Consider the following 19,243-nt stretch of genomic DNA (forward strand, 5'->3'; position numbering starts at 1 on the left):
CTGTGGGCGGGCGCTGGCGCGGACCGTCAGAGGCTTTCCCGATCGCGCGCAGTGGCCGAGGCACGCGCGGCCGCGCGCATAGCACGAGGCACGCGCGGCCGCGCGCATAGCACGTCCGCAGCCGGATGTCGAATGGTCAGGCTCCGCTCAGGCATATCCCGAGCGCCGCGCTGCGTCTCCCAAATGCTGTCACGGACCCGTCATGGCTGCTGCCGAGACTTCGGCGCGCTCGCACTCGTCTGCGGGCATTGCCCATCCAACACTCCCGAACAACAGGATGCCCATGCCGGTTCCCCAGAAACTTGCCCGCTCGCGCGTGCTCACGCTCAGCGCGATTGCCGCCGCCACTTCCATCCTCGCCGCCTGCGGCGGTGGTTCCGGCGACAGCAGCACCACCACCCCGCCGGCCGCCGAAAGCACCACCCTCAAGGGCGTGGTGACCGCCTCCGCCCTCATCCCCGGCAGCGCCACCGACCCGAACTTCGCGGCTGGCTACTACCAGGGCGCCGTGGTCTGCGTCGACGCCAACAACAACGGCCGCTGCGACAGCGGCGAAACCTCCGCGACGACGGACGCGAAAGGCGCGTTCTCGCTGATCCTGGCCAACACCACGACGCCCGCGGCACTGATCGCCGACATCGGCACCAGCGCCACCAACACCGCCAGCGGCGCCAAGGTGGCGAGCCGCAACGTGCTGCGCGCCTCGCTGGACCAGGTGAAGGAAAACGCCGGCGGCATCGTCATCAGCCCGCTGTCCTCCGAAGTGCAGCGCCTGGTGGAAGCCAACGCCAGCAAGTACGCGGACGAGAAGGCCAACGTCGCCGCCCGCATCGGCGTCAGCGCCACCAGCGTGCTGGGCGACGTGAACACCGTGACCGGCAGCGACAAGGCGGCGCTGCTGGCCGAAGCGAGCGTGCTGGACAAGCGCTTCACCTACGCCATCACCAAGCTCGATCGCGGCGACAAGTTCCCCGACGCGCTGGCCGTGGCCGGCGGCGACCCGCGCCTGGTGGGCACCGGCGGCGTCACGCAGACCAGCCTGGACGCGAGCGCCAAGGACAGCCGCGCGGCGATCACCTTCGCGCAGAGCCAGCAGGCCGCGTTCGCGATCGAAGGCGTGCCGCGCTACGACCACATCTTCATCGTGATGCTGGAGAACAAGGCCAGCTCCTCGATCGTCAACTCGCCCTGGGCGCCCAAGATCAACGCGCTGCTGCGCGCGGGCAACCAGCTGACCAGCTACTACGCCACCGGCAACCCCAGCGAGCCGAACTACACGGCGCTGGGCGCCGCCGATGACTTCGGCATCACCGACGACAGCCAGTGGAACTGCGACGCCACCGGCGCCAACGCTCCCGAAGACCTGCCGCTGCCGGACAACACGCAGCCTGGCCTGGCCAGCTCGCCCTTCGCCGCCAGCTGCACGCAGGCTGCCGCCGTCAACCACAACATCAAGAACTCGCCCAACCTGTTCAACGCGATCACCGCGGCGGGCATGACCTGGCGCACCTACAACGAGTCGATGAACCCCGGTCAGGACATCCGCACCGACAGCGTGGCGGACACCGGCGTCACCGCCTCGGACCACGTCTATGCGGCCGGCACCCTGAACAACAACACGGCTTCGGTCGGCAGCACCACCGCCACCTTCGCGCTGCCCGCGGGCCTGTACAAGACCAAGCACCACCCGGGCATGGCCTACCAGAACGTGCGCAGCGCGCCTGAATTCAAGTACAGCAACCGCACGATGGGCGGCGGCCAGTGGGACGCCAACCTGAAGAACACGACGAAGTACGCGATCCCGTCCAACTACGACTATGACCAGCTCGGCACCGACCTGGCCAGCGGCAAGGTCGGCAACCTGAACTTCGTGATCCCGGACCAGTGCGACGACATGCACGGCATCAGCGTGAAGGCCACCGACGGCACCACCGTGGCCAGCGACTGCTCCAGCGTGGCCAACAACGTGGCCAACGCCACCGGTGGCGCCATCATCACGCGCGGCGACAACTACGTCAGCGCGCTGGTGAAGAAGATCGAGGACTCGCCGCTGTGGAAGAACCCGCAGAAGCGCGTGGCCATCGTGCTGATGTTCGACGAAGGCAGCGCCACCAGCGGCTTCAACTCCTGCTGCGGCTGGAACCCGGGCAACAGCACGGTGGCCCTGCCGCTGAAGAAGAACGCGGACGGCAGCTTCTCGCAGGACACGACGGTGGTGAACTACACCAAGGGCAACCGCGGCCACGGCGAGAGCATCTTCGGCATCCTGACCAACCAGGCCGGCGCGCCCAAGGGCGTCTCGGACAACGACGCCTACAGCCACTTCGCCTTCGTGCGCACCCTGCAGGACATGTTCGGCCTGGCCGACCCGGCGGTCGATTCCAGCTACATGAACCGCTCGAAGTACACCGAGTCGTTCATCGCCGCGAACATCCTGAACCTGCCCGAGTACGCCGGCAGCGCGGACACGCACTTCGACGCGGTGCGCCCGATCAACCACGCCTGGAAGGCGCCTGCCAGCTACACGCAGAAGCAGTCCGCCGACGCCGCGCTGTCGGTGCAGACGGGCCCCGATGCCTCGCAGGTCAACGTCTGGGCGCTGAAGTAAGGCTCTAGAGAAAAGAGAACCGGGGCCGCCGTTCCCGCGGCGGCCCCTTTGGCCTGAACGCATGCGAATCCATCTTTCCATCGCCGCCCTCGCGCTGCTGCTGCTTGCCTCCTGTGGCGGCGGCAGCCGCAGCGGCACAGCCACGACGACGGCGCCCGCCACTCCGGTGGCAGCCGCCGTCAACTTGAGTGCGAAGGCCCAGGTGGGCCAGAAGATCTTTTTCGACCGCAGCCTGTCGGCGTCCGGGGCCATGTCCTGCGCCAGCTGCCACGACCCCGACCACGCTTACGGGCCGCCGAACGACCTGTCGGTGCAACTGGGCGGACCCAACATGAATACCCCGGGCACGCGGGCCGTGCCCTCGCTGCGCTACAAGGACGTGACGCCGCCTTACGCCGACCTGCTGGACAACCCGGACGGCGTCAGCGTGCCCGGCCCCGGCGGCGGCTTCGACTGGGACGGCCGCGCGCCCACGCTGGCGGAGCAGGCGCGCTTCCCGCTGCTCGCGGCCCACGAGATGGCCAACGTCACGGCCGCGGCCTTTGCCGTGAAGCTGCGCAAGGTGGCGTACGCGGCGCAGTTCCAGCAGGCCTTCGGCGCGAACGCGCTGGCGGATGACGACGGCGCGCTCGCTTTCGCCACGCAGGCGCTGCAGGCCTTCCAGCTGGAAGACCCCAGCTTCCATCCGTACAGCAGCAAGTTCGACCTCTACGCGGGCAACAAGATCGGCGGCACGCTGACGGCGGCGGAACAGCGCGGCATGAAGGTGTTCACCGATGCCGGCCGCGGCAACTGCGCGTCCTGCCATTACCAGGGGGCCGGCCTCAACGGCAGTTCGGCGCTGTTCACCGACTTCTCCTACGAGGCGATCAGCGTCCCGCGCAACATGGCGATCCCGGCCAACCAGGACCCGGCCTGGTTCGACATGGGGGTCTGCGGGCCGATCCGCACCGACCACCTGCCGACGGCGCCCGGCGCCGCCAACGCCTTCTGCGGCATGGTGAAGGCGCCGACCCTGCGCAACGTGGCGAAGCGCACCAGCTTCTTCCACAACGGCGTGATGCACTCGCTGGAGCAGGTGGTCCGCTTCTACAACACGCGCGACACCATGCCGCAGCTCTGGTACCCCACGGTGGGCGGCACGCCGAAGGCGACGCCGGATGCGGACTTCCCCACCTGGGGCCTGGTCACCACGCAGTACGTGGGCGGCACCGTGCAGAAGTTCAACGACCTGCCGGCGGCCTACCGCGCCAACATCGACCCGCAGATGCCCCTGGACGGGCGCGCCGCCGGCAGCGCCAACCCCATGAGCGAACGCGACATCGCAGACCTGGTCTGCTTCCTCCAAACCCTCGACGACGGCTACCAGCCGCCTGCCACGCCGGCGAAGTCCGGCACCTGCGTGGACTGACAAGCATGAAGACGATCTCTCTCACCGCAGCGCTGGCGCTGCTCGCCCTGGCCGGCTGCGCCAACAAGGATGCGCCGAACGAAGCCAACTTCACGCACGCGATGCAGGAGTACCTGGCCACGCGCGGCGACCTGTGCGTGAACAAGAACAGCTGGCCGATCGACGTGACGCGCGAAGAGGCGCGGCAGGGCTCGCGCAACACCGTGCAGCTGCCGGTGCTGGAAAAGCTGGGCGTGGTGCGTTCCGCCGATGCCGTGGCCGAGGGCCAGCCGGTGCGCCGCTACGAGCTCACCGACACCGGCCGCCAGTACTACCTGGCGCGCGCGCCGTACAAGCGCGACACCGGGCACGCGCTCGCCGCCCACGACCTGTGCGTCGCCAAGCTCACGCTGAAGAAGGTGGAGCACTGGGAGGCGGCGCCAGGCAACGCCCAGGAAATGGTGGTGAGCTACACCTACGACATCGCGCCGGCGCCTTGGGCGAGCGATTCGGAGACGCGCCGCGTGTTCCCGGTGGTCGACCGCCTGGTGCAGGGCGCCGGCGTGCTGCAGCTGAAGGAACCGATGGTGCTCACCGCCCAAGGGTGGGAAGCCAAGGACCTGTAAGCCATGCAGGCGATCGGCTTCACCCCGCAATTGCGCGACTGGGTGCTGGAGAACGTGGACCGCGGCGTGCCGCCCGGCCCGCTGGCGCGCCACCTGGCGCAGGAAGGCTTCGACCCGCAGTCCGCCGTGACGGTGGTGGAAACGCTGTGGGCGGCACGCGCGCAGGGCTTGCCGCTGCCGGACCAGGCCATCGCGCCGGAGCAGGCGCGGGCCGCGCGCTATCGCCGCGAGCCCTGGCGGCTGGCCGCCGGCAACGTCATCGACGCCGGCGACTGCCGCGTGCGCGTGGCGCTGCGCATGGAGCGGCCGCAGGTCGCGGTGCTGGATGGCGTGCTGGGTGCCGAGGAATGCGTGGTGCTGCGCGAGCTGGCGCAGCCGCGCCTGAGGGCTTCCACGATCATGGACACGGCCTCCGGCCAGGACGTGGCGAACGGCATGCGCAGCAGCGAAGGCATGTTCTTCCGGCCGCTCGAAAACGAACTGCTCGCGCGCATCGACCGCCGCATCGCGCGCCTGATGGGCCTGCCGGTGGAAAACGGCGAAGGCCTGCAGGTGCTGCGCTACCAGGCCGGTGCGCAGAGTTCGCCGCACTTCGACTTCCTGCTGCCCACCAGCGCGGCCGGCCGCTCCTCGCTGGAGCGCAGCGGCCAGCGCGTGAGCACGCTGGTGATGTACCTCAACGAGCCGGAAGCCGGCGGCGAGACGGTGTTCCCCGAATCCGGGCTCAGCATCACGCCGCGCCTCGGCAGCGCGCTGTACTTCGAGTACTGCAACAGCGCGGGCCAGCTGGACCCGCTGTCGCTGCACGCAGCGCTGCCCGTGCTGGCCGGCGAGAAGTGGGTGGCGACGCGCTGGATGCGGCAGAAGGCTTTCCGCCCGGCGGGCTGAGCCACCCCGCCGCCGCCCATCGGCTGCGGTTTCGCTGAACCGCAGGCTTGCCTACCATGGCCGTTCGCTTCGAGGGCACGCCATGCGCAAGCACCGCAGTTCCCACCGGCCCCGCCCGGCCTCCATGGTCCGGATCCGCTGCTCGGGTGTGATGGAAATCGTCCGGGCCCGGGGGCGCCGTCCGGAGATCCGGATCTATGCCACCGCTGCCGAGGCGCTGGCGGCCGGCATCGTCCGCAGCGTCATCGACAGGATCTGGGGCCATCCGCCCAAGCCGGCGCCGCCCGATTGCCAGACGCTGGGCGAGTGGGACCCGCGCAAGGGCGATGTCTGGATCACCTGCATCAACAATGGTTGCGACAGCTCGGAAGGCTGCCACCTGCTGTCGTGGCCGCGCGAAGGGCCGGACGACACGCGGGATGAAGGCACGGGCGGGCGCTGGGCCGAGCCCGGCCGCGTCTACCAGTGCAGTTGCGTCTATTCGGACTGAGGACGCTCGTCGTTGACCTGCAGGTGTCGCCGCAGCACGCGGTTGAGGACCTTGCGCGGCTCCTCGTCCGCGGCGCCCAGGTGCTGGAAGCGCTGCATGTGCCCGTGCATCTCGTCACGGATGCGCGCGGCCTGGGCGCGGCGCCAGGTGGGGCTGGTGTCGGCGAGAGTGTCCAGCACTGGCTCCAGCAGCGCAGCCAGGCGCGCGTTCAGTTCGCGGGCGGCGAGGTCGGCTCCCACCTTGCGACGGTAGAGCTCCCATTCGTACTCGTCCGCGGGCAGGTCTAGCCTCCAAGCGCGCATGTGTCCTGATCCTCCGTGGGCGCGATTCTTCCGCGGCATCGCCGCTCAGCGCCATGGGACTTTAGGGCGAAAGCGGCCTTGCAGGAACTCGAGAAAAAGTTTCACTCGTGCCGACATGTTTGCGCGGTGGTCCACCAGCGCCACCACGCCGGCTTCCGGTGGCTCCCAGTCAGGCAGCACGCGCACCAGGCGGCCCGACTTCAGGTGCTCCGCCACGTCCCATTCCGAGCGCAGCAGGATGCCCTTGCCCATCAGGGCCCATTCCTTCACCACCTCGCCGTCGTTGCTCCACAAGGTGGCGGGCACCCGCACCGACACTTCCTCGCGCTTGCGGCGCAGGCGCCAGAGCGTCACGTCCTCCTGGTTCTCGCGCAGCACCAGGCAGGCGTGCTGCGCCAGGTCGTCGGGCGTCTGCGGCGCGGGGTGGCGCGCAAGATACTTTGGCGAGGCGCACAGGAAGCGCTGGTTGGGCGCGACCGGGTAGGCGACCAGGCTGGAATCGGCGAGCTCGCCGATGTGCACGATCAGGTCGAAGCGCTGCGTGTTGGAGGCCGGCACCAGGTCGGTCAGCGTCAGCGAGGCCTGCAGGCCCGGATGCCGCGCATGGAAATCGGCGACGATGGGCGCGAGGTAGCGGCGGCCGAAGCCCAGCGGTCCGCAGATGTCCAGCTTGCCTGCGACTTCGCCGGTGCGCGCGCGCAGGCTGTCGGTGAGGTCGTCCATGCGCGCCAGCAGGTCGACGGCGCCGGCGTAGAACAGCTCGCCTTCGTCCGTCAGGCTGAAGCGGCGCGTGCTGCGGTGGACCAGGTGCAGGCCCAGCCGCTTTTCCAGCTGGCGCAGGTGCTGCGACACGGCGGACGGCGTGATGTCCATGCGCCGTGCCGCTTCGGCCAGCGAGCCGGCCTTGGTGACCGCGACGAAGAAGCGCAGGTCCGTCGCATCGTTCAGCATGGGCGCTAATGTAGCGCCCGCCGCTTCACCAGCCGCTGAAGCGCGGCCAGGTTTCCCGCACGTTCCCGTCCGTTCCCACCACTTCGTAGGCGGGGTACTGCGCCGCCGTGGAGCAGGCGTGGTTCGGCAGGATGCGCACCTGCGTGCCGACCGGCAGGAAGTCGTCGCTGCCTGCGCTGCCGGGGCGGCGCGCCATGATGCCGTGCTCCTGGTTGGCGCCCACGAGGATGTAGTCCTCCATGGGCCGGCCCTGCGTGTCGCAGACCACGCCGTAGCCCTGGTCGACCGGCTGGCCCGAGGTGCCGCGGTCGCGCGACATCGCCATCCAGCCGGCGTCGAGCAGGGTCCAGCCCTTTTCGCGCTGGTGCCCGATGACCGTGGCCAGCACCGACAGCGCGATGTCGTCGACCTGGCAGACACCGACGCCGGCCATCACGAGGTCGAAGAACACGAAGACGCCCGCGCGCAGTTCGGTGACGCCGCGCAGGTTCTCGGCCGCCAGTGCGGTGGGCGTGGAGCCGACGCTGACGACGGGGCAGGCGTGGCCGGCGGCGCGCAGGCGGTCGGCCGCCAGCACGATGGCCGCGCGTTCCTGTTCGGCCATCGCCCGCAGTTCTTCCGGCGTGCGGCAGTCGTAGGAGCTGCCGGCATGCGTCATGACGCCGCGCACTTCGATGCCGCCTTCCTTCAGCGCGGAAGCGACCGCCAGCAACTCGGGCGCCTCGGGCTTCACGCCCGAGCGGTGCCCGTCCGAATCCACTTCGATCAGCACGCCGACCTCGCGTCCCTGCGGGTGCGCGCGCAGGCGCTCGGCCACGATGTGCGCGGCTTCCACGCTGTCCACCAGGATGGACATGCGGGCGCCGCGCGCCTGCAGGCCCAGCACGTGGTCCAGCTTGTTCGGCGCGATGCACACGGCGTAAAGGATGTCGCGCACGCCGTGCTCGAAGAAGTAGTCGGCCTCGCGCAGCGTGGACACGGTGATCGGGCCCTCGGGATCGTCCACCAGCCGGCGCGACACGTCCCAGGACTTGTTGGTTTTCACGTGCGGGCGGAAAGCCACGCCCAGGCGCCGCGCCTGCTCGCGCATGCGCGCGATGTTGCGGTCCATGCGCTGTTCGTCGAGCAGCAACGCGGGCGTTTCCAGGGATGCGAGCGGGCGGTTCATGCGCGGGCTCCTGCGCCGCGGCGCGACAGCACCTGCCCGGGCCTGGCGCCGGTGGTCCGGCCTTCGCGCCACACGATGCGGCCGTTGACGACGACGGTGTCGATGCCGTGCGCCGGCGCGATCGGGTTGGCGTAGCTGGCGGCCTCGCCCACGGTGAGGGCGTCGAACAGTGCGAGGTCGGCATACGCGCCTTCCTGCAGCACGCCGCGGTCCGCCAGGCCGAAGTTCTTCGCGGTCAGCCCGGTCATCTTGTGCACCGCGGTTTCCAGCGGGAACAGGCGCAGCTCGCGGCTGTAGTGACCCAGCACGCGCGGGAAGGCGCCCCACAGGCGCGGATGCGGCGAGGCGTCGTGCGGCAGGCCGTCGGAGCCGATCATGGTGTCGTCGAAGCGCAGGATGCGCTGCACGTCGCCTTCGTCCATGCGGAAGTAGATGGCGCCGGCCGGCAGCAGGCGCTGGATGGCTTCGTCCTGCGACACACCCAGCTCGCGCGCGATGTCGGCCAGGTCGCGGCCGTTGAACTGCGGCATCGCCTGCGACCAGCTCACCAGCACGCGGGCCGAGGTGGCGGCGCGGTCGGCCGACAGCACGGTCGAACCGGCGGTGTAGGGATAGCAGTCCAGGCAGACCGGCTGCTTGCGCATCTGCTCACGAATGAACTCCAGCGTCTGCTCGGAGCGGCCGTAGTTCTTCTGGCCCACCAGCTTGTGGTGCGAGATCACCACCGGCACGCCCACTTCGCGGCCGATGCGGAAGGTCTCCTCCAGCGAATCCATGATGCCGTCGGCCTCGTCGCGCATGTGCGTGCAGTAGACGCCGTCGTGGTCCTTCAGCGGGCGGCAGGTCTCGATGACCTCCTCGGTCGGCGCGGCGATGGCCGGCTCGTAGAAGAGGCCGGTGGAGACGCCGATGGCGCCGGCTTCCATCGCCTCCTGCACCAGCGCGCGCATGCGCTGGATTTGCGCGGGCGTGGCGGGTTTCTGCAGGTCGTCGACGGTGGCCACGCGCAAGGTCGTGTGGCCGACCAGCATGGCGCAGTTGGTGGCCGCGGGCTGCCGGCGCAGCGTGTCCAGGTAGGCGCCGAAAGTGCCGAAGCGGAACCAGCCGCCATCCACGTCCAGCAGGTTCAGCGGCGGCGTGACGGGCTGCGGCACCGGCCGCGGCATCGGCGCCAGCGAGACGCCGCAGTTGCCGCCGATGACGGTGGTGATGCCCTGGCTCACCTTGGGGGCCATGTCCGGCGCCGACAGCATCAGCCGGTCGTCGTGGGTGTGGCAGTCGATGAAGCCGGGGGCGGCTATGCGGCCGCCCAGGTCGATTTCGGCGCGGCCGCTGCTGCCGGCGAGGTCGCCGATGCGGGCGATGCGGTCGCCGCGGATGCCGATGTCGCCGGCATAGCGCGGCGCGCCGGTGCCGTCGACGATCTCGGCGTTGCGGATCAGGAGGTCGAAGGGTTCTTGCATGCGTTTCTCAATCTACCTTGGCGCCGGAGAGCTTGATCACCTTCGCCCACTTTTCGGTTTCGGTGCGCGCGAGCTGGTGGAACTCCTCCGGCGAGCTCGGCGCGGCGTCGGCGCCGAGAGTGCGGAACTGCTGCTGCACGGCGGGTGTGGCCAGGGCCTTGTGCAGTTCGCTGTTGATGCGCTCGACGATCTCGGGCGGCATCTTCGCCGGGCCCACCAGGCCGCCCCACGACACCACCTCGAAGCCGGGCACGGTTTCGGCGATGGCCGGCACCTGCGGGTAGTCGGGCGAGCGCTTCAGGGAGCTGATACCCAGCGCCCGCAGCTTGCCGCCCTGCACGTGCGAAACCACGGCGGGGATGTTGGCCATCATCATGTTCACGCCGCCGCCGATGACGTCGGTGATGCCGGCGGTGGCCGCCTTGTAGGGCACGTGCAGGATGTTGGTGCCGGTCATGGCCTTGAACAGCTCCATGCCCAGGTGCGCCGTCGTGCCGTTGCCGTCGGAGGCGAAAGTCAGCTTGCCGGGGTTCTGCTTCGCATAGGACACGAGCTCGGGCAGCGTCTTCGCCGGCAAGTTGTTGTTGACGACCAGGAAGTTGTTGACGCGCCAGGCCTGGCCGATCAGCGTGAGGTCCTTCTCCGCGTCGTAGGGCACGTTGGCCAGCAGCGACTTGTTGGTCGCCAGCGAGATGACGTTGCCGTAGGCCAGCGTGTAGCCGTCGGCGGGCGCGCGCACCACGTCCATCGTGCCGATCACATAGGAGCCGCCCGGCTTGTTGTCGATGACGAAGGGCACGCCCATCTGTTTGGACATCTGTTGCGTCAGCGCGCGCATCAGCACGTCGGGGGCGCCGCCGGGCGCGGAGGGCACGATCACGCGGATCGGCTTCTCGGGCCAGGCCGCGCGGGCGGCCTGCAGCGGGGCGAAAACGGCGGCCAGCGAAAGCGAGAGGAACAGCAGGCGGGAACGCATGGGGGGAGGTCTCCTGGAGGTTTGCCGCCATCGTAGGCAGCTGCCCCGGAAAGCCAAGACCCCGCCGCTTCAAGCAGTCGTTAGCCGTGCTTCACGATGGCGCGCTACAGTGCGCCCATGAACGCTCCCCGCCACGTGAACGCCCCGGGCCTGGCCAAGCCGGCCGGCCACTACAGCCACGCCACCGTCGCCAACGGCTTCGTGTTCGTCGCCGGCCAGTTGCCGGTGCGGCCGGATGGCAGCCGCATGGGGGATGCGTCGTCCTTCGAGGAGCAGGCCAGGCAGGTACTGGCCAACGTCCGGGCCGTGCTGCAGGCTGCCGGCAGCGATGTCGAAAAGCTGGTGCAGGTGCGCGTGTATGTGGACGACATCGCGAACTGGCCGGGGTTCAACGCGATTTACGCGGAGTGGGCGGGTGCGGCGCGGCCGGCACGGTGTGTCGTGCCGACCGGCGAGTTGCACCACGGGGTGAAGCTGGAAGTCGAGGCGATGGCGCTCGCGTAGTCAGTGCGCGTCGGCCTGGCGCGCGGCGAGGACGATCGCTTCCTGGTCTTCCTTCGCGCCGTTGAAGAACAGGTTCAGGCCGACTGCGGAGATCGAGGCCAGCAGGATCCCCGACTCGATCAGCGGGTGGATCACATGCGGCATCCACTGCTTGAAGCTCGGTGCGATCAGCGGGATCATGCCCACGCCGATCGAGATGGCCACGACCAGCGCGTTGTGCCGGTTCGTCTTGAAGTCCACGCCGCCCAGGATGCGGATGCCGGTGGCGGCCACCATGCCGAACATCACCAGGCCCGCGCCGCCCAGCACCACCGTAGGCAGCGATTCGACCAGCGCCGCCATCTTGGGCAGCAGGCCCAGCAGCAGCAGCATCACGCCGCCTGCCACGCAGACGAAGCGGCTGCGCACGCCGGTGACGGCGACCAGGCCCACGTTCTGCGAGAAGCTGGTGTAGGGGAAGGTGTTGAAGATGCCGCCCAGCAGCGTGCCCAGGCCGTCGGTGCGGAGACCTCGCGTCAGCGCCGCCTGGTCCACGGGCCGGTCCACCATCTCGCCGAGCGCCAGGAACATGCCGGTGGACTCGATCATCACGACCAGCATCACCAGCGTCATCGTCAGGATCAGCACCGGGTCGAAGATGGGCATGCCGAACTGGAAGGGCAGCACTACGTCGACCCAGGCGGCCTTGCCGACCTTCTCGAAGGTCATGAGGCCCATCGCACTGGCGGCCACCGCGCCGGCGACGATGCCCAGCAGCACCGAGATGTTGGCGACGAAGCCCTTGGCGTATTTCGCCACCAGCAGGATCGTCACCAGCACCAGGGCCGCGATGCCCACGCCCGTGAGGTCCGCGTACTTGGGGTTGGGCATGGTGGGCACCAGCGCCATGCCCTTGGGCAGGGGCGGCAGCGCGGAGCCTGGCGCGCTGGCTGCGGCCAGCCACTTCGTGTAGGCCGGGTCGACGACAGTGGGCGCGGTCGGGCCCACCGGGTTGCCGAAGATCCAGTTGATGCCGATGCGCATCAGGCTGATGCCGATCACCGCGATGATCGTGCCCGTCACCACCGGCGGGAAGAAGCGCAGCATGCGGCTCACCAGCGGCGCGAGCAGCATGGCGAGGAAGCCCGCGCCGATGATGCTGCCGAAGATCAGCTGCGCACCGGCCAGGCCGGGGTTGCCGTTGGCGATGGCGAGCATCGGCGCGACCGCCGCGAAGGTGACGCCCATCATCACGGGCAGGCGCACGCCGAACCACTGGGTCGCACCGAGTGACTGCACCAGGGTCGCCAGCCCGCAGCAGAACAGGTCCGCCGAGATCAGCATGGCCACCTGCTCGGGCGGCAGCTTGAGCGCGCGGCCGATGATCAGGGGCACGGCCACGGCGCCGGCGTACATCACCAGCACGTGCTGCAGGCCGAGCGCGGCCAGCTTGCCGGCCGGCAGTCTTTCGTCAACGGCATGGACCGTCATATGTCTTCTCCTCGTATCGTCGAATGTCAGGCGCGATGCACCATCTCGGTCCCGGCTTCGGGCAGCATGCGCAGGCCGTAGTAGGTGCCACCGCCGATGGCCACGCCGAAGAACCAGCCGTACACGCCCCACCATTCGGGCAGCAGGTGCGTGAAGTTGGGCAGCAAGGTGGAGAACAGGATGCCGATGCTGGCCGCGACGAGCGCCTTGGCGTGCCAGCCGCCCTGGTAGCGGTAAGGGCCGTGCTCGCGATAGAGGTCGTCGACGCGGATGGCGCCGCGGGCGACCAGGTAGTAGTCGACCATGATGATCCCGAACAGCGGGCCCATGGTGGAGCCGATGGCGCCGACGAAGCTGGCGGCGCTGCCTTCCCAGGGGGCGAAGGGGTACAGCACCAGGGCGATCAGGGCCGCGATGCAGCCGCCGCGCTTGAAGCTGATCTGCTTGGGGAAGGTGTTGGAGATGTCGAAGGCCGCGGACACGAAGTTGGCCACCACGTTGATGCCCAGCGTGGCGACGCAGAAGGTGAGGGCGGCGAGGGCGGCCAGCGCCCAGCTGTCGAACTTGGCGGAGATCTGGTCGGGGTGGATCAGCACTTCACCGTAGACCTTGTAGGCCGCGATGGTCGTGACGCCGGCCACCAGCGAGAACAGCAGCAGGTTGACGGGCAGGCCCCAGAGGTTGCCGACGCGCACTGCCTTCTCGCTCTTCGCGAAGCGGGTGAAGTCGCAGAAGTTGAGGTACAGCGCGGCGAAGTAGGTGATCCAGACCGCGGCCACCGCCGTCAGCGAAGCGAAGGAGCCGGGCACGCCGGGGACGCCCGCGTCCTTGGTGCTGGCGAGCAGCACGTCCTGCGGGATGCCGCCGATGTCGAAACCGCCGGCCTTGACCAGCAGGCCGATGGCCAGGATCAGCATCGCGAACCAGACGCCGGGGCCGGCGGCGTCCTGGAAGCGGCGCACCGTCTCCATGCCGCGCTGGATGATCAGCAGCTGCAGCGCCCACACCACCACGTAGCAGATGACCTCGAGCCCGGAGTGGCCGAGGAAGTGCACGTTCTTGTGGAAGGCCATCACGTCCGGCGAGCGCGTCAGCAGCGCCACGATGGCGCCGGAGGCCGCGGCCGTCTGCGCGCCGTACCAGAAGCAGGCGACGATGGCGCGGATGATGGCCGGGAAGTTGGCGCCCCACACGCCGAAGGAGGCGCGCGCCAGCACGGGGTAGGGCACGCCGGTGCGCACGCCGGCCAGGCCCACCAGCTGCATCAGGAAGAAGATGACCAGCGAGCCGATGCCGATGGCGAGCAGGAAGTTGACGAAGCTGCCGCACAGCAGGAACAGGCTGGCCGCGAGGTAGTAGCCCCAGAGGCTGTGGACGTCCGAAGTCCACACGTTGAAGATGCTGAAGGCGCCCCAGGTGCGCTGGGCGGGCGTGGTGGGGGCGAGGTCCTCGTTGGTGAGGCCGGGGCTGTAGCCCTTGGCGGCCCAGTCGGTGTGGTCCATGTGCGAGCTCCTGTCTTCGGGCAGAGACGCCGCCCGTCGTGCACAAAACTGTATACACGCTAGTGGATGATGCGTATACAGGCTTTCCCTCGCGGCGAGGGGTGTGGTGCTTGTTTCTGCTTTGACTGGCGGGTGGGTAATCCGGCCGGCGGAAAGGAAAACGGCTCCCTGGTGGGGAGCCGCTTCTGGTGAGCTTGTAGGGCGCGCAGCTCTGCTGCGCACCTCGCGACGCGGTACCGCGTCCCTTATGCCAGCAAGTCGTACAAGGTCCGCGCAACCACCTTCGTCGCCTTGCGGAGGTCTTCGAGCTCCAGCCGCTCGTCATTGCGCTTCGCATGCGACTCCAGCACCGTGCGCGGGCCGGAGCCATAGATCACGCCCGGGATGCCCGCTTCGCCATACAGCCGCACGTCGGTGTAGAGCGGCGTGCCCATGGCCGGAATCTCCTGCCCGAACACCTGCTTGCCGTGCTGCTGGATCGCGCTGACCAGCGGCTGGTTGCCTGCCAGCGGCTTCAGCGAATTCGCCAGCAGCATGCGGCGGATCTCCACCGTCCCCGCGAAGCCCTCGGCCGCATCGGCGATCACCTTGCGGATGCTCGCTTCCACCTCGGCCGGGTTCTCTTCCGGGATCATCCGGCGGTCCAGCTTGAACACCACCTTGCCGGGCACGACGTTGGTGTTGGTCCCGCCTTCGATGCGGCCGATGTTCAGGTACGGGTGCTTGATGCCCGCTACCTTGGACGTCACCTTCTTGTACTCGGCGTTCTGCGCGAACAAGGCGCTCAGGATCTTCACCGCGCCCTGCAGCGCATCGATGCCGGTGTCCGGGATGGCGGCGTGCGCCATCTTGCCGTGCACCGTCACTTCCATCTGCAGGCAGCCGTTGTGGGCCGTGACCACCTCGTAGCTGAAGCCGGCCGCGATCATCAGGTCGGGCTTCGTCAGCTTGTTCTTCAGCAGCCAGCCGGGGCCCATCTCGCCGCCGAACTCCTCGTCGTAGGTGAAGTGCAGTTCGACATTGCCCTTCAGCTTCGCCTGCAGCGACTCCAGCGCGCGCACGGCGAAGGTGAAGCTGGCGAAGTCGCCCTTGCTCACCGCCGTGGCGCGGCCGTAGATCTTGCCGTCCTCGATCTCACCGCCATAGGGATCGTGGGTCCAGCCTTCGCCGGGCGGCACCACGTCGCCGTGGGCGTTCAAGGCGATGGTGCGGCCGTCGCCATACTTCCGGCGCACGATCAGGTTGGTGATGGACTCCAGGCCATAGGCCTTCACGTCCGCTTCCGGCACCGGGTGCTTCTCGGCTTCGAAGCCGAAGCCCTGCAGCAGTTCGGCGGTGCGCTCGGCGTGCGGCGCGTTGTTGCCAGGCGGCGTGTCGGTGGGCACGCGCACCAGTTCCTGCAGGAAGCGCACTTCCTCGTCGAAATGGGCGTCGACCCAGGCGTCGAGCTTCTCGTAAGCGGTCATTGTTGTTCCTTGGCCAGGTGGTCCAGCAGTTGCTGGAAGGCGCGCACGCCCAGGTCGATGTCGTCGCTGGTGCTGGACTCCAGCGGGTTGTGGCTGATGCCGGCGTTCTCGCCGCGCACGAAGAGCATGGCTTGCGGCATCACTTCGTGCAGCTTCATCGCGTCATGGCCAGCGCCGCTGGGCATGCGATACAGCGGCACGCCCAGCGCGTCCACGGCGCGTTCCCAGCGCTGCTGCCATTGCGGCGCGCTCGGCGCGGCGGCCGCGCGCATGGTCTCTTCCACCGTGTGGTGCAGGCCGCGGCGTTCGCAGATTTCCTTCAGCTTTGCCAGCACGTCGTCGGTCATCCGGTCACGCTGCGGGTCGGTGGGCGCGCGCAGGTCCAGCGAGAACAGGCAGCGGCCGGGCACCACGTTGATGGAACCGTTGGGCACCTGCAGCATGCCGATGGTGCCGACCGAATCGCCGTCCTTGCTGGCGCGCTGCTCCACATACAGCGCGAGCTCCGCCACGGCCACCGCGGCATCGCGCCGGCGATCCATGGGCGTCGTGCCCGCATGGCTGGCCATGCCGACCACCTCGCACTGGAAGCGGCGGCCGCCGTTGATGGAGGTGACGATGCCCAGCGGCAGGTCCAGCTCGTTCAGCACCGGGCCCTGCTCGATGTGCACTTCGATGAAGCCGAGGTACTTCGAAGCGTCGCGCTTCAACGCGTTGATCGCTTCCAGCGTGGCCGGCAGGCCGGCGTTGCGCATCGCCTCGCGCATGGTCACGCCGTCGGCATCCTTCTGGTCCAGCCAGGCCGGATCGAAATGGCCGGTGAGCGCGCCGGAACCGAGGAAGGTCGCCTTGTAGCGCTGGCCTTCCTCCTCGGCAAAGCCCACCACCTCGATGCCGAAAGGCAGGCGTTTGCCGGCTCGCGAGAGCTCGCGCACGCAGGCCATGGGCGTGAAGATGCCCAGGCGGCCGTCGTACTTGCCGCCATTGCGCACGGTGTCGAAGTGGGAGCCGGTCAACAGCGTCTTGTCGGCGGTGCCGCGATAGACGCCGACCACGTTGCCGACCGCATCGACGCTCACCTCGTCGAAGCCGCATTCCTGCATGTCGGCCACGATCTGCTTCGCCGCCGCGCGGTGCGCGTCGGTGAGGTAGGTGACGGTCAGCTGGCCCTTTTCGGCATAGCCCGGGTCGCTGTGCCGCGCCAGTTGCTCCTGCCAGTCCCAGGCGCGGTTGCCCAGCACCGGCTCGAAGCCGAACTTGTCGTTCAGCCGGATCTCCACGATGCGGTGGATGTTGCGCAGCGCTTCGGCCCGCTCGAAGTCCGGATGGTTGCCGAGGCGGCGCGCGAAGGTCTCGATGATCTGGTGGCGGTTCAAGCCCACGCCGCGCGGCCCGCGCACCGCCAGGATGAAGGGAAAGCCGAACTTCGCGTTGTAGTCGGCGTTCAGCTTCTGGATGCGCGCGAATTCCTCCGGCGTGCAGTCGGTGAGTCCAGCCTTGCCTTGCTCGTTGGTCGATTCGGCGGTGAGCGTCTTGCTCACCATGGCCTTGCCGGCCAGTTCCGGGTGGGCGCGGATCAGCGCGAGCTGCCGGTCCAGGCCGGCTTCGCGGACGATGGTCGCCATCACCTGCTTCAGGTGGCCGAGCGACTTGAAGGGCCGTTGCGCCAGCGCTGCCTGCGCGATCCACGGCGAGTGCTCGTACAGGCCGTCCAGCATCTGCGCCGCTTCGGCTTCGCTCGCCGCATTCAGTTGGTTGAGGGTGAGGGCCATGTCACTTGTCCTGGTAAGGGTGCGCCTGCTTCCAGTGGCGGGCGATATCGAGGCGGCGGCAGACCCAGACGCGATCGTGCTTCGCGATGTGGTCCAGGAAGCGCTGGAGTGCGACGATGCGGCCCGGCCTTCCGAGCAGGCGGCAGTGCATGCCGATCGACATCATCTTCGGCGCTTCGTCGCCTTCGGCGTAGAGCGCGTCGAAGCTGTCCTTCATGTACTGGAAGAAGGGATCCGCATGCGAGTAGCCTTGGGGTAGCGAGAAGCGCATGTCGTTGCAGTCCAGCGTGTAGGGCACGATCAGCTGCGGCACGGTGAGGCCGTCGCTCTTCTTCACCTTCATCCAGAAGGGCAGGTCGTCGCCGTAGTAGTCGCTGTCGTATTCGAAGCCGCCGTAGTCGGCCACGAGGCGGCGCGTGTTGGGGCTGTCGCGGCCGGTGTACCAGCCCAGGGGCCGCTGGCCGGTAAGCTTCTCGATGATCTCCATGCCGACGCGCATGTGCTCGCGCTCGGTCGCCTCGTCCAGGTTCTGGTAGTGGATCCAGCGCCAGCCGTGGCAGGCGATCTCGTGGCCGGCTTCGACAAAGGCCTGCGTGACTTCGGGGTAGCGCTGCAGCGCCATGCCGACGCCGAACACGGTGAGCGGCAGCTGGTGCTTCTCGAATTCCCTGAGGATGCGCCACACGCCCGCGCGCGAGCCGTACTCGTAGATGCCTTCCATCGAGATGTGCCGGTCCGGGAAGGCCGCCGGGTTGAACATCTCGGACAGGAACTGCTCGGAGCCGGCGTCGCCATGCAGCACGCAGTTTTCGCCGCCTTCCTCGTAGTTCAGGACGAACTGCACGGCGATGCGGGCGTTGCCCGGCCAGCGCGCATGCGGCGGCTTGCGGCCGTAGCCTTTGAGGTCACGCGGGTAGTCCGCGGTGGTGTCGTAGACGGCAGTGTTCATGCGAGGGCCAGGGCGATGTCGTTGCTGGGGGCCGGCTTGTGGAAAGCCAGGCTCTGCTCGGTGTGCAGCAGGTGTTCCTCCATCAGGCGGACGGCGAGCTTCTCGTCCTTCGCCGCGATGGCCTTCACCAGCTCCACGTGTTCTTCCTGCGAATGCGCGGCGGCGGCGTCGCGCTGGTACATCAGGGTGATCAGCGAGCTGTGCGAGACCAGGTCACGCAATATGCGGACCAGCACCTCGTTGCCCAGCAGCTCCGCCATGCGCACGTGGAAGTCGCCGAGCAGCTCGCTGCGCTTCTCGGCGTCGGGGCCTTCGACGGCCGCCTTCTCCTGGGCGATGTGCTCGCGCAGCGCCCGCACGCGCGCCGGCGTCACGTTGCGCACGAACTCGCGCACCATCTGCGCTTCCAGCATGCGGCGCACCTGGAACACCTGGCGCGCTTCCTCCACGCTGGGGGCGGCGACGAAGGCGCCGCGCGCCTTCTCCATCTTGACCAGCCGGTTCTGCGCCAGCTGGAACAGGGCTTGGCGCACCAGGGTGCGCGAGACGCCGAAGTGGTCGGCCAGCTTCTGTTCCGCCAGCTTCGTGCCCGGCTGCAGCCGGTGCTCGACGATGGCCCGCGTGAGCGTCTCGACGATGACGTGGGTGGTGGAAGGCTCCATGCGGCGCATGATAGCTGCAAGCCGGAAAAGTGTATACACTGTGGTCCACAATTTCC

17 protein-coding genes are annotated in these 19,243 nt (G+C 68.6%); 6 read left to right on the forward strand and 11 right to left on the reverse strand.

What is annotated here, in order from left to right; translation table 11 throughout:
• Positions 1-283 precede the first annotated feature (283 nt).
• The 5 genes from HHL11_RS07675 (at position 284) to HHL11_RS07695 (ending at position 6,002) form a co-directional block, all read left to right on the forward strand.
• Positions 284-2,608, forward strand: a complete 2,325-nt coding sequence (locus tag HHL11_RS07675) for an alkaline phosphatase family protein (RefSeq protein WP_169417818.1) — start codon at positions 284-286, stop codon at positions 2,606-2,608.
• Positions 2,609-2,669: 61 nt separating this feature from the next.
• A complete protein-coding gene (locus tag HHL11_RS07680) occupies positions 2,670-4,019 on the forward strand; it encodes a cytochrome-c peroxidase (RefSeq protein WP_169417819.1) in 1,350 nt (449 codons plus the stop codon).
• Positions 4,020-4,024: 5 nt separating this feature from the next.
• Positions 4,025-4,624, forward strand: a complete 600-nt coding sequence (locus HHL11_RS07685; RefSeq protein WP_169417820.1) for a hypothetical protein — start codon at positions 4,025-4,027, stop codon at positions 4,622-4,624.
• Positions 4,625-4,627: 3 nt separating this feature from the next.
• A complete protein-coding gene (locus HHL11_RS07690; RefSeq protein WP_169417821.1) occupies positions 4,628-5,512 on the forward strand; it encodes a 2OG-Fe(II) oxygenase in 885 nt (294 codons plus the stop codon).
• 151 nt (positions 5,513-5,663) lie between these two features.
• Complete coding sequence (locus tag HHL11_RS07695) at positions 5,664-6,002, forward strand: hypothetical protein (RefSeq protein WP_169417822.1); 339 nt, start codon at positions 5,664-5,666, stop codon at positions 6,000-6,002.
• On the opposite strand, the gene HHL11_RS07700 is transcribed toward HHL11_RS07695, so the two are convergent.
• Genes HHL11_RS07700 through HHL11_RS07720 form a run of 5 tightly spaced genes read right to left on the reverse strand, consistent with a single transcriptional unit; the run spans position 5,990 to position 10,862 of the window.
• Entirely contained in the window at positions 5,990-6,304 is a 315-nt protein-coding gene (locus HHL11_RS07700) for a hypothetical protein (RefSeq protein ID WP_169417823.1), read from the reverse strand. The two genes, HHL11_RS07695 and HHL11_RS07700, sit on opposite strands and share 13 nt — an antisense overlap.
• Before the next feature lie 45 nt (positions 6,305-6,349).
• The gene (locus tag HHL11_RS07705; protein ID WP_205964226.1) at positions 6,350-7,255 is read right to left on the reverse strand and encodes a LysR family transcriptional regulator; all 906 of its coding nucleotides are present in this window, start codon (positions 7,253-7,255) and stop codon (positions 6,350-6,352) included.
• A 25-nt stretch (positions 7,256-7,280) separates the two neighbouring features.
• Positions 7,281-8,423: a DSD1 family PLP-dependent enzyme gene (locus HHL11_RS07710; protein ID WP_169417824.1), complete on the reverse strand. Its 1,143-nt coding sequence runs from the start codon at positions 8,421-8,423 to the stop codon at positions 7,281-7,283.
• A complete protein-coding gene (locus HHL11_RS07715; protein ID WP_169417825.1) occupies positions 8,420-9,886 on the reverse strand; it encodes an N-acyl-D-amino-acid deacylase family protein in 1,467 nt (488 codons plus the stop codon). Before HHL11_RS07715 ends, HHL11_RS07710 begins: the two co-directional genes overlap by 4 nt.
• A gap of 7 nt (positions 9,887-9,893) precedes the next feature.
• Positions 9,894-10,862, reverse strand: a complete 969-nt coding sequence (locus HHL11_RS07720; protein ID WP_169417826.1) for a Bug family tripartite tricarboxylate transporter substrate binding protein — start codon at positions 10,860-10,862, stop codon at positions 9,894-9,896.
• Positions 10,863-10,979: 117 nt separating this feature from the next.
• Here HHL11_RS07720 and HHL11_RS07725 point away from each other — a divergent pair, with 117 nt between their 5' ends.
• On the forward strand, positions 10,980-11,366 hold the full coding sequence (locus tag HHL11_RS07725; RefSeq protein ID WP_169417827.1) for a RidA family protein: 387 nt from the start codon (positions 10,980-10,982) through the stop codon (positions 11,364-11,366).
• On the opposite strand, the gene HHL11_RS07730 is transcribed toward HHL11_RS07725, so the two are convergent.
• The 6 genes from HHL11_RS07730 to HHL11_RS07755 form a co-directional block, all read right to left on the reverse strand.
• Entirely contained in the window at positions 11,367-12,836 is a 1,470-nt protein-coding gene (locus tag HHL11_RS07730; RefSeq protein WP_169417828.1) for a nucleobase:cation symporter-2 family protein, read from the reverse strand.
• A gap of 26 nt (positions 12,837-12,862) precedes the next feature.
• A complete protein-coding gene (locus HHL11_RS07735; RefSeq protein ID WP_169417829.1) occupies positions 12,863-14,338 on the reverse strand; it encodes an NCS1 family nucleobase:cation symporter-1 in 1,476 nt (491 codons plus the stop codon).
• Between the two features lie 245 nt (positions 14,339-14,583).
• Positions 14,584-15,804, reverse strand: coding sequence for a M20 family metallopeptidase (locus tag HHL11_RS07740; protein ID WP_169417830.1), 1,221 nt, complete (start codon positions 15,802-15,804; stop codon positions 14,584-14,586).
• Positions 15,801-17,576 carry a 2-oxo-4-hydroxy-4-carboxy-5-ureidoimidazoline decarboxylase gene (gene uraD, locus HHL11_RS07745; protein WP_169417831.1) on the reverse strand — a complete coding sequence of 592 codons (1,776 nt, stop codon included), beginning with the start codon at positions 17,574-17,576 and terminating at the stop codon, positions 15,801-15,803. Before uraD ends, HHL11_RS07740 begins: the two co-directional genes overlap by 4 nt.
• A 1-nt stretch (position 17,577) precedes the next feature.
• Positions 17,578-18,525 (reverse strand): allantoinase PuuE, encoded by a 948-nt coding sequence (gene puuE, locus HHL11_RS07750; protein ID WP_169417832.1) that lies wholly within the window; start codon positions 18,523-18,525, stop codon positions 17,578-17,580.
• Entirely contained in the window at positions 18,522-19,196 is a 675-nt protein-coding gene (locus HHL11_RS07755) for a GntR family transcriptional regulator (RefSeq protein ID WP_169417833.1), read from the reverse strand. Before HHL11_RS07755 ends, puuE begins: the two co-directional genes overlap by 4 nt.
• Positions 19,197-19,243: the final 47 nt, after the last annotated feature.

The organism is Ramlibacter agri (assembly GCF_012927085.1).
GTDB lineage: Bacteria > Pseudomonadota > Gammaproteobacteria > Burkholderiales > Burkholderiaceae_C > Ramlibacter > Ramlibacter agri.

Bases quoted from the DNA above. Each gene is read 5' to 3' on its own strand.
- HHL11_RS07675 (WP_169417818.1), top strand. From the start codon at position 284: ATGCCGGTTCCCCAGAAACTTGCCCGCTCGCGCGTGCTCACGCTCAGC.
- HHL11_RS07680 (WP_169417819.1), top strand. From the start codon at position 2,670: ATGCGAATCCATCTTTCCATCGCCGCCCTCGCGCTGCTGCTGCTTGCC.
- HHL11_RS07685 (WP_169417820.1), top strand. From the start codon at position 4,025: ATGAAGACGATCTCTCTCACCGCAGCGCTGGCGCTGCTCGCCCTGGCC.
- HHL11_RS07690 (WP_169417821.1), top strand. From the start codon at position 4,628: ATGCAGGCGATCGGCTTCACCCCGCAATTGCGCGACTGGGTGCTGGAG.
- HHL11_RS07695 (WP_169417822.1), top strand. From the start codon at position 5,664: ATGGAAATCGTCCGGGCCCGGGGGCGCCGTCCGGAGATCCGGATCTAT.
- HHL11_RS07700 (WP_169417823.1), bottom strand. From the start codon at position 6,304: ATGCGCGCTTGGAGGCTAGACCTGCCCGCGGACGAGTACGAATGGGAG.
- HHL11_RS07705 (WP_205964226.1), bottom strand. From the start codon at position 7,255: ATGCTGAACGATGCGACGGACCTGCGCTTCTTCGTCGCGGTCACCAAG.
- HHL11_RS07710 (WP_169417824.1), bottom strand. From the start codon at position 8,423: ATGAACCGCCCGCTCGCATCCCTGGAAACGCCCGCGTTGCTGCTCGAC.
- HHL11_RS07715 (WP_169417825.1), bottom strand. From the start codon at position 9,886: ATGCAAGAACCCTTCGACCTCCTGATCCGCAACGCCGAGATCGTCGAC.
- HHL11_RS07720 (WP_169417826.1), bottom strand. From the start codon at position 10,862: ATGCGTTCCCGCCTGCTGTTCCTCTCGCTTTCGCTGGCCGCCGTTTTC.
- HHL11_RS07725 (WP_169417827.1), top strand. From the start codon at position 10,980: ATGAACGCTCCCCGCCACGTGAACGCCCCGGGCCTGGCCAAGCCGGCC.
- HHL11_RS07730 (WP_169417828.1), bottom strand. From the start codon at position 12,836: ATGACGGTCCATGCCGTTGACGAAAGACTGCCGGCCGGCAAGCTGGCC.
- HHL11_RS07735 (WP_169417829.1), bottom strand. From the start codon at position 14,338: ATGGACCACACCGACTGGGCCGCCAAGGGCTACAGCCCCGGCCTCACC.
- HHL11_RS07740 (WP_169417830.1), bottom strand. From the start codon at position 15,804: ATGACCGCTTACGAGAAGCTCGACGCCTGGGTCGACGCCCATTTCGAC.
- uraD (WP_169417831.1), bottom strand. From the start codon at position 17,576: ATGGCCCTCACCCTCAACCAACTGAATGCGGCGAGCGAAGCCGAAGCG.
- puuE (WP_169417832.1), bottom strand. From the start codon at position 18,525: ATGAACACTGCCGTCTACGACACCACCGCGGACTACCCGCGTGACCTC.
- HHL11_RS07755 (WP_169417833.1), bottom strand. From the start codon at position 19,196: ATGCGCCGCATGGAGCCTTCCACCACCCACGTCATCGTCGAGACGCTC.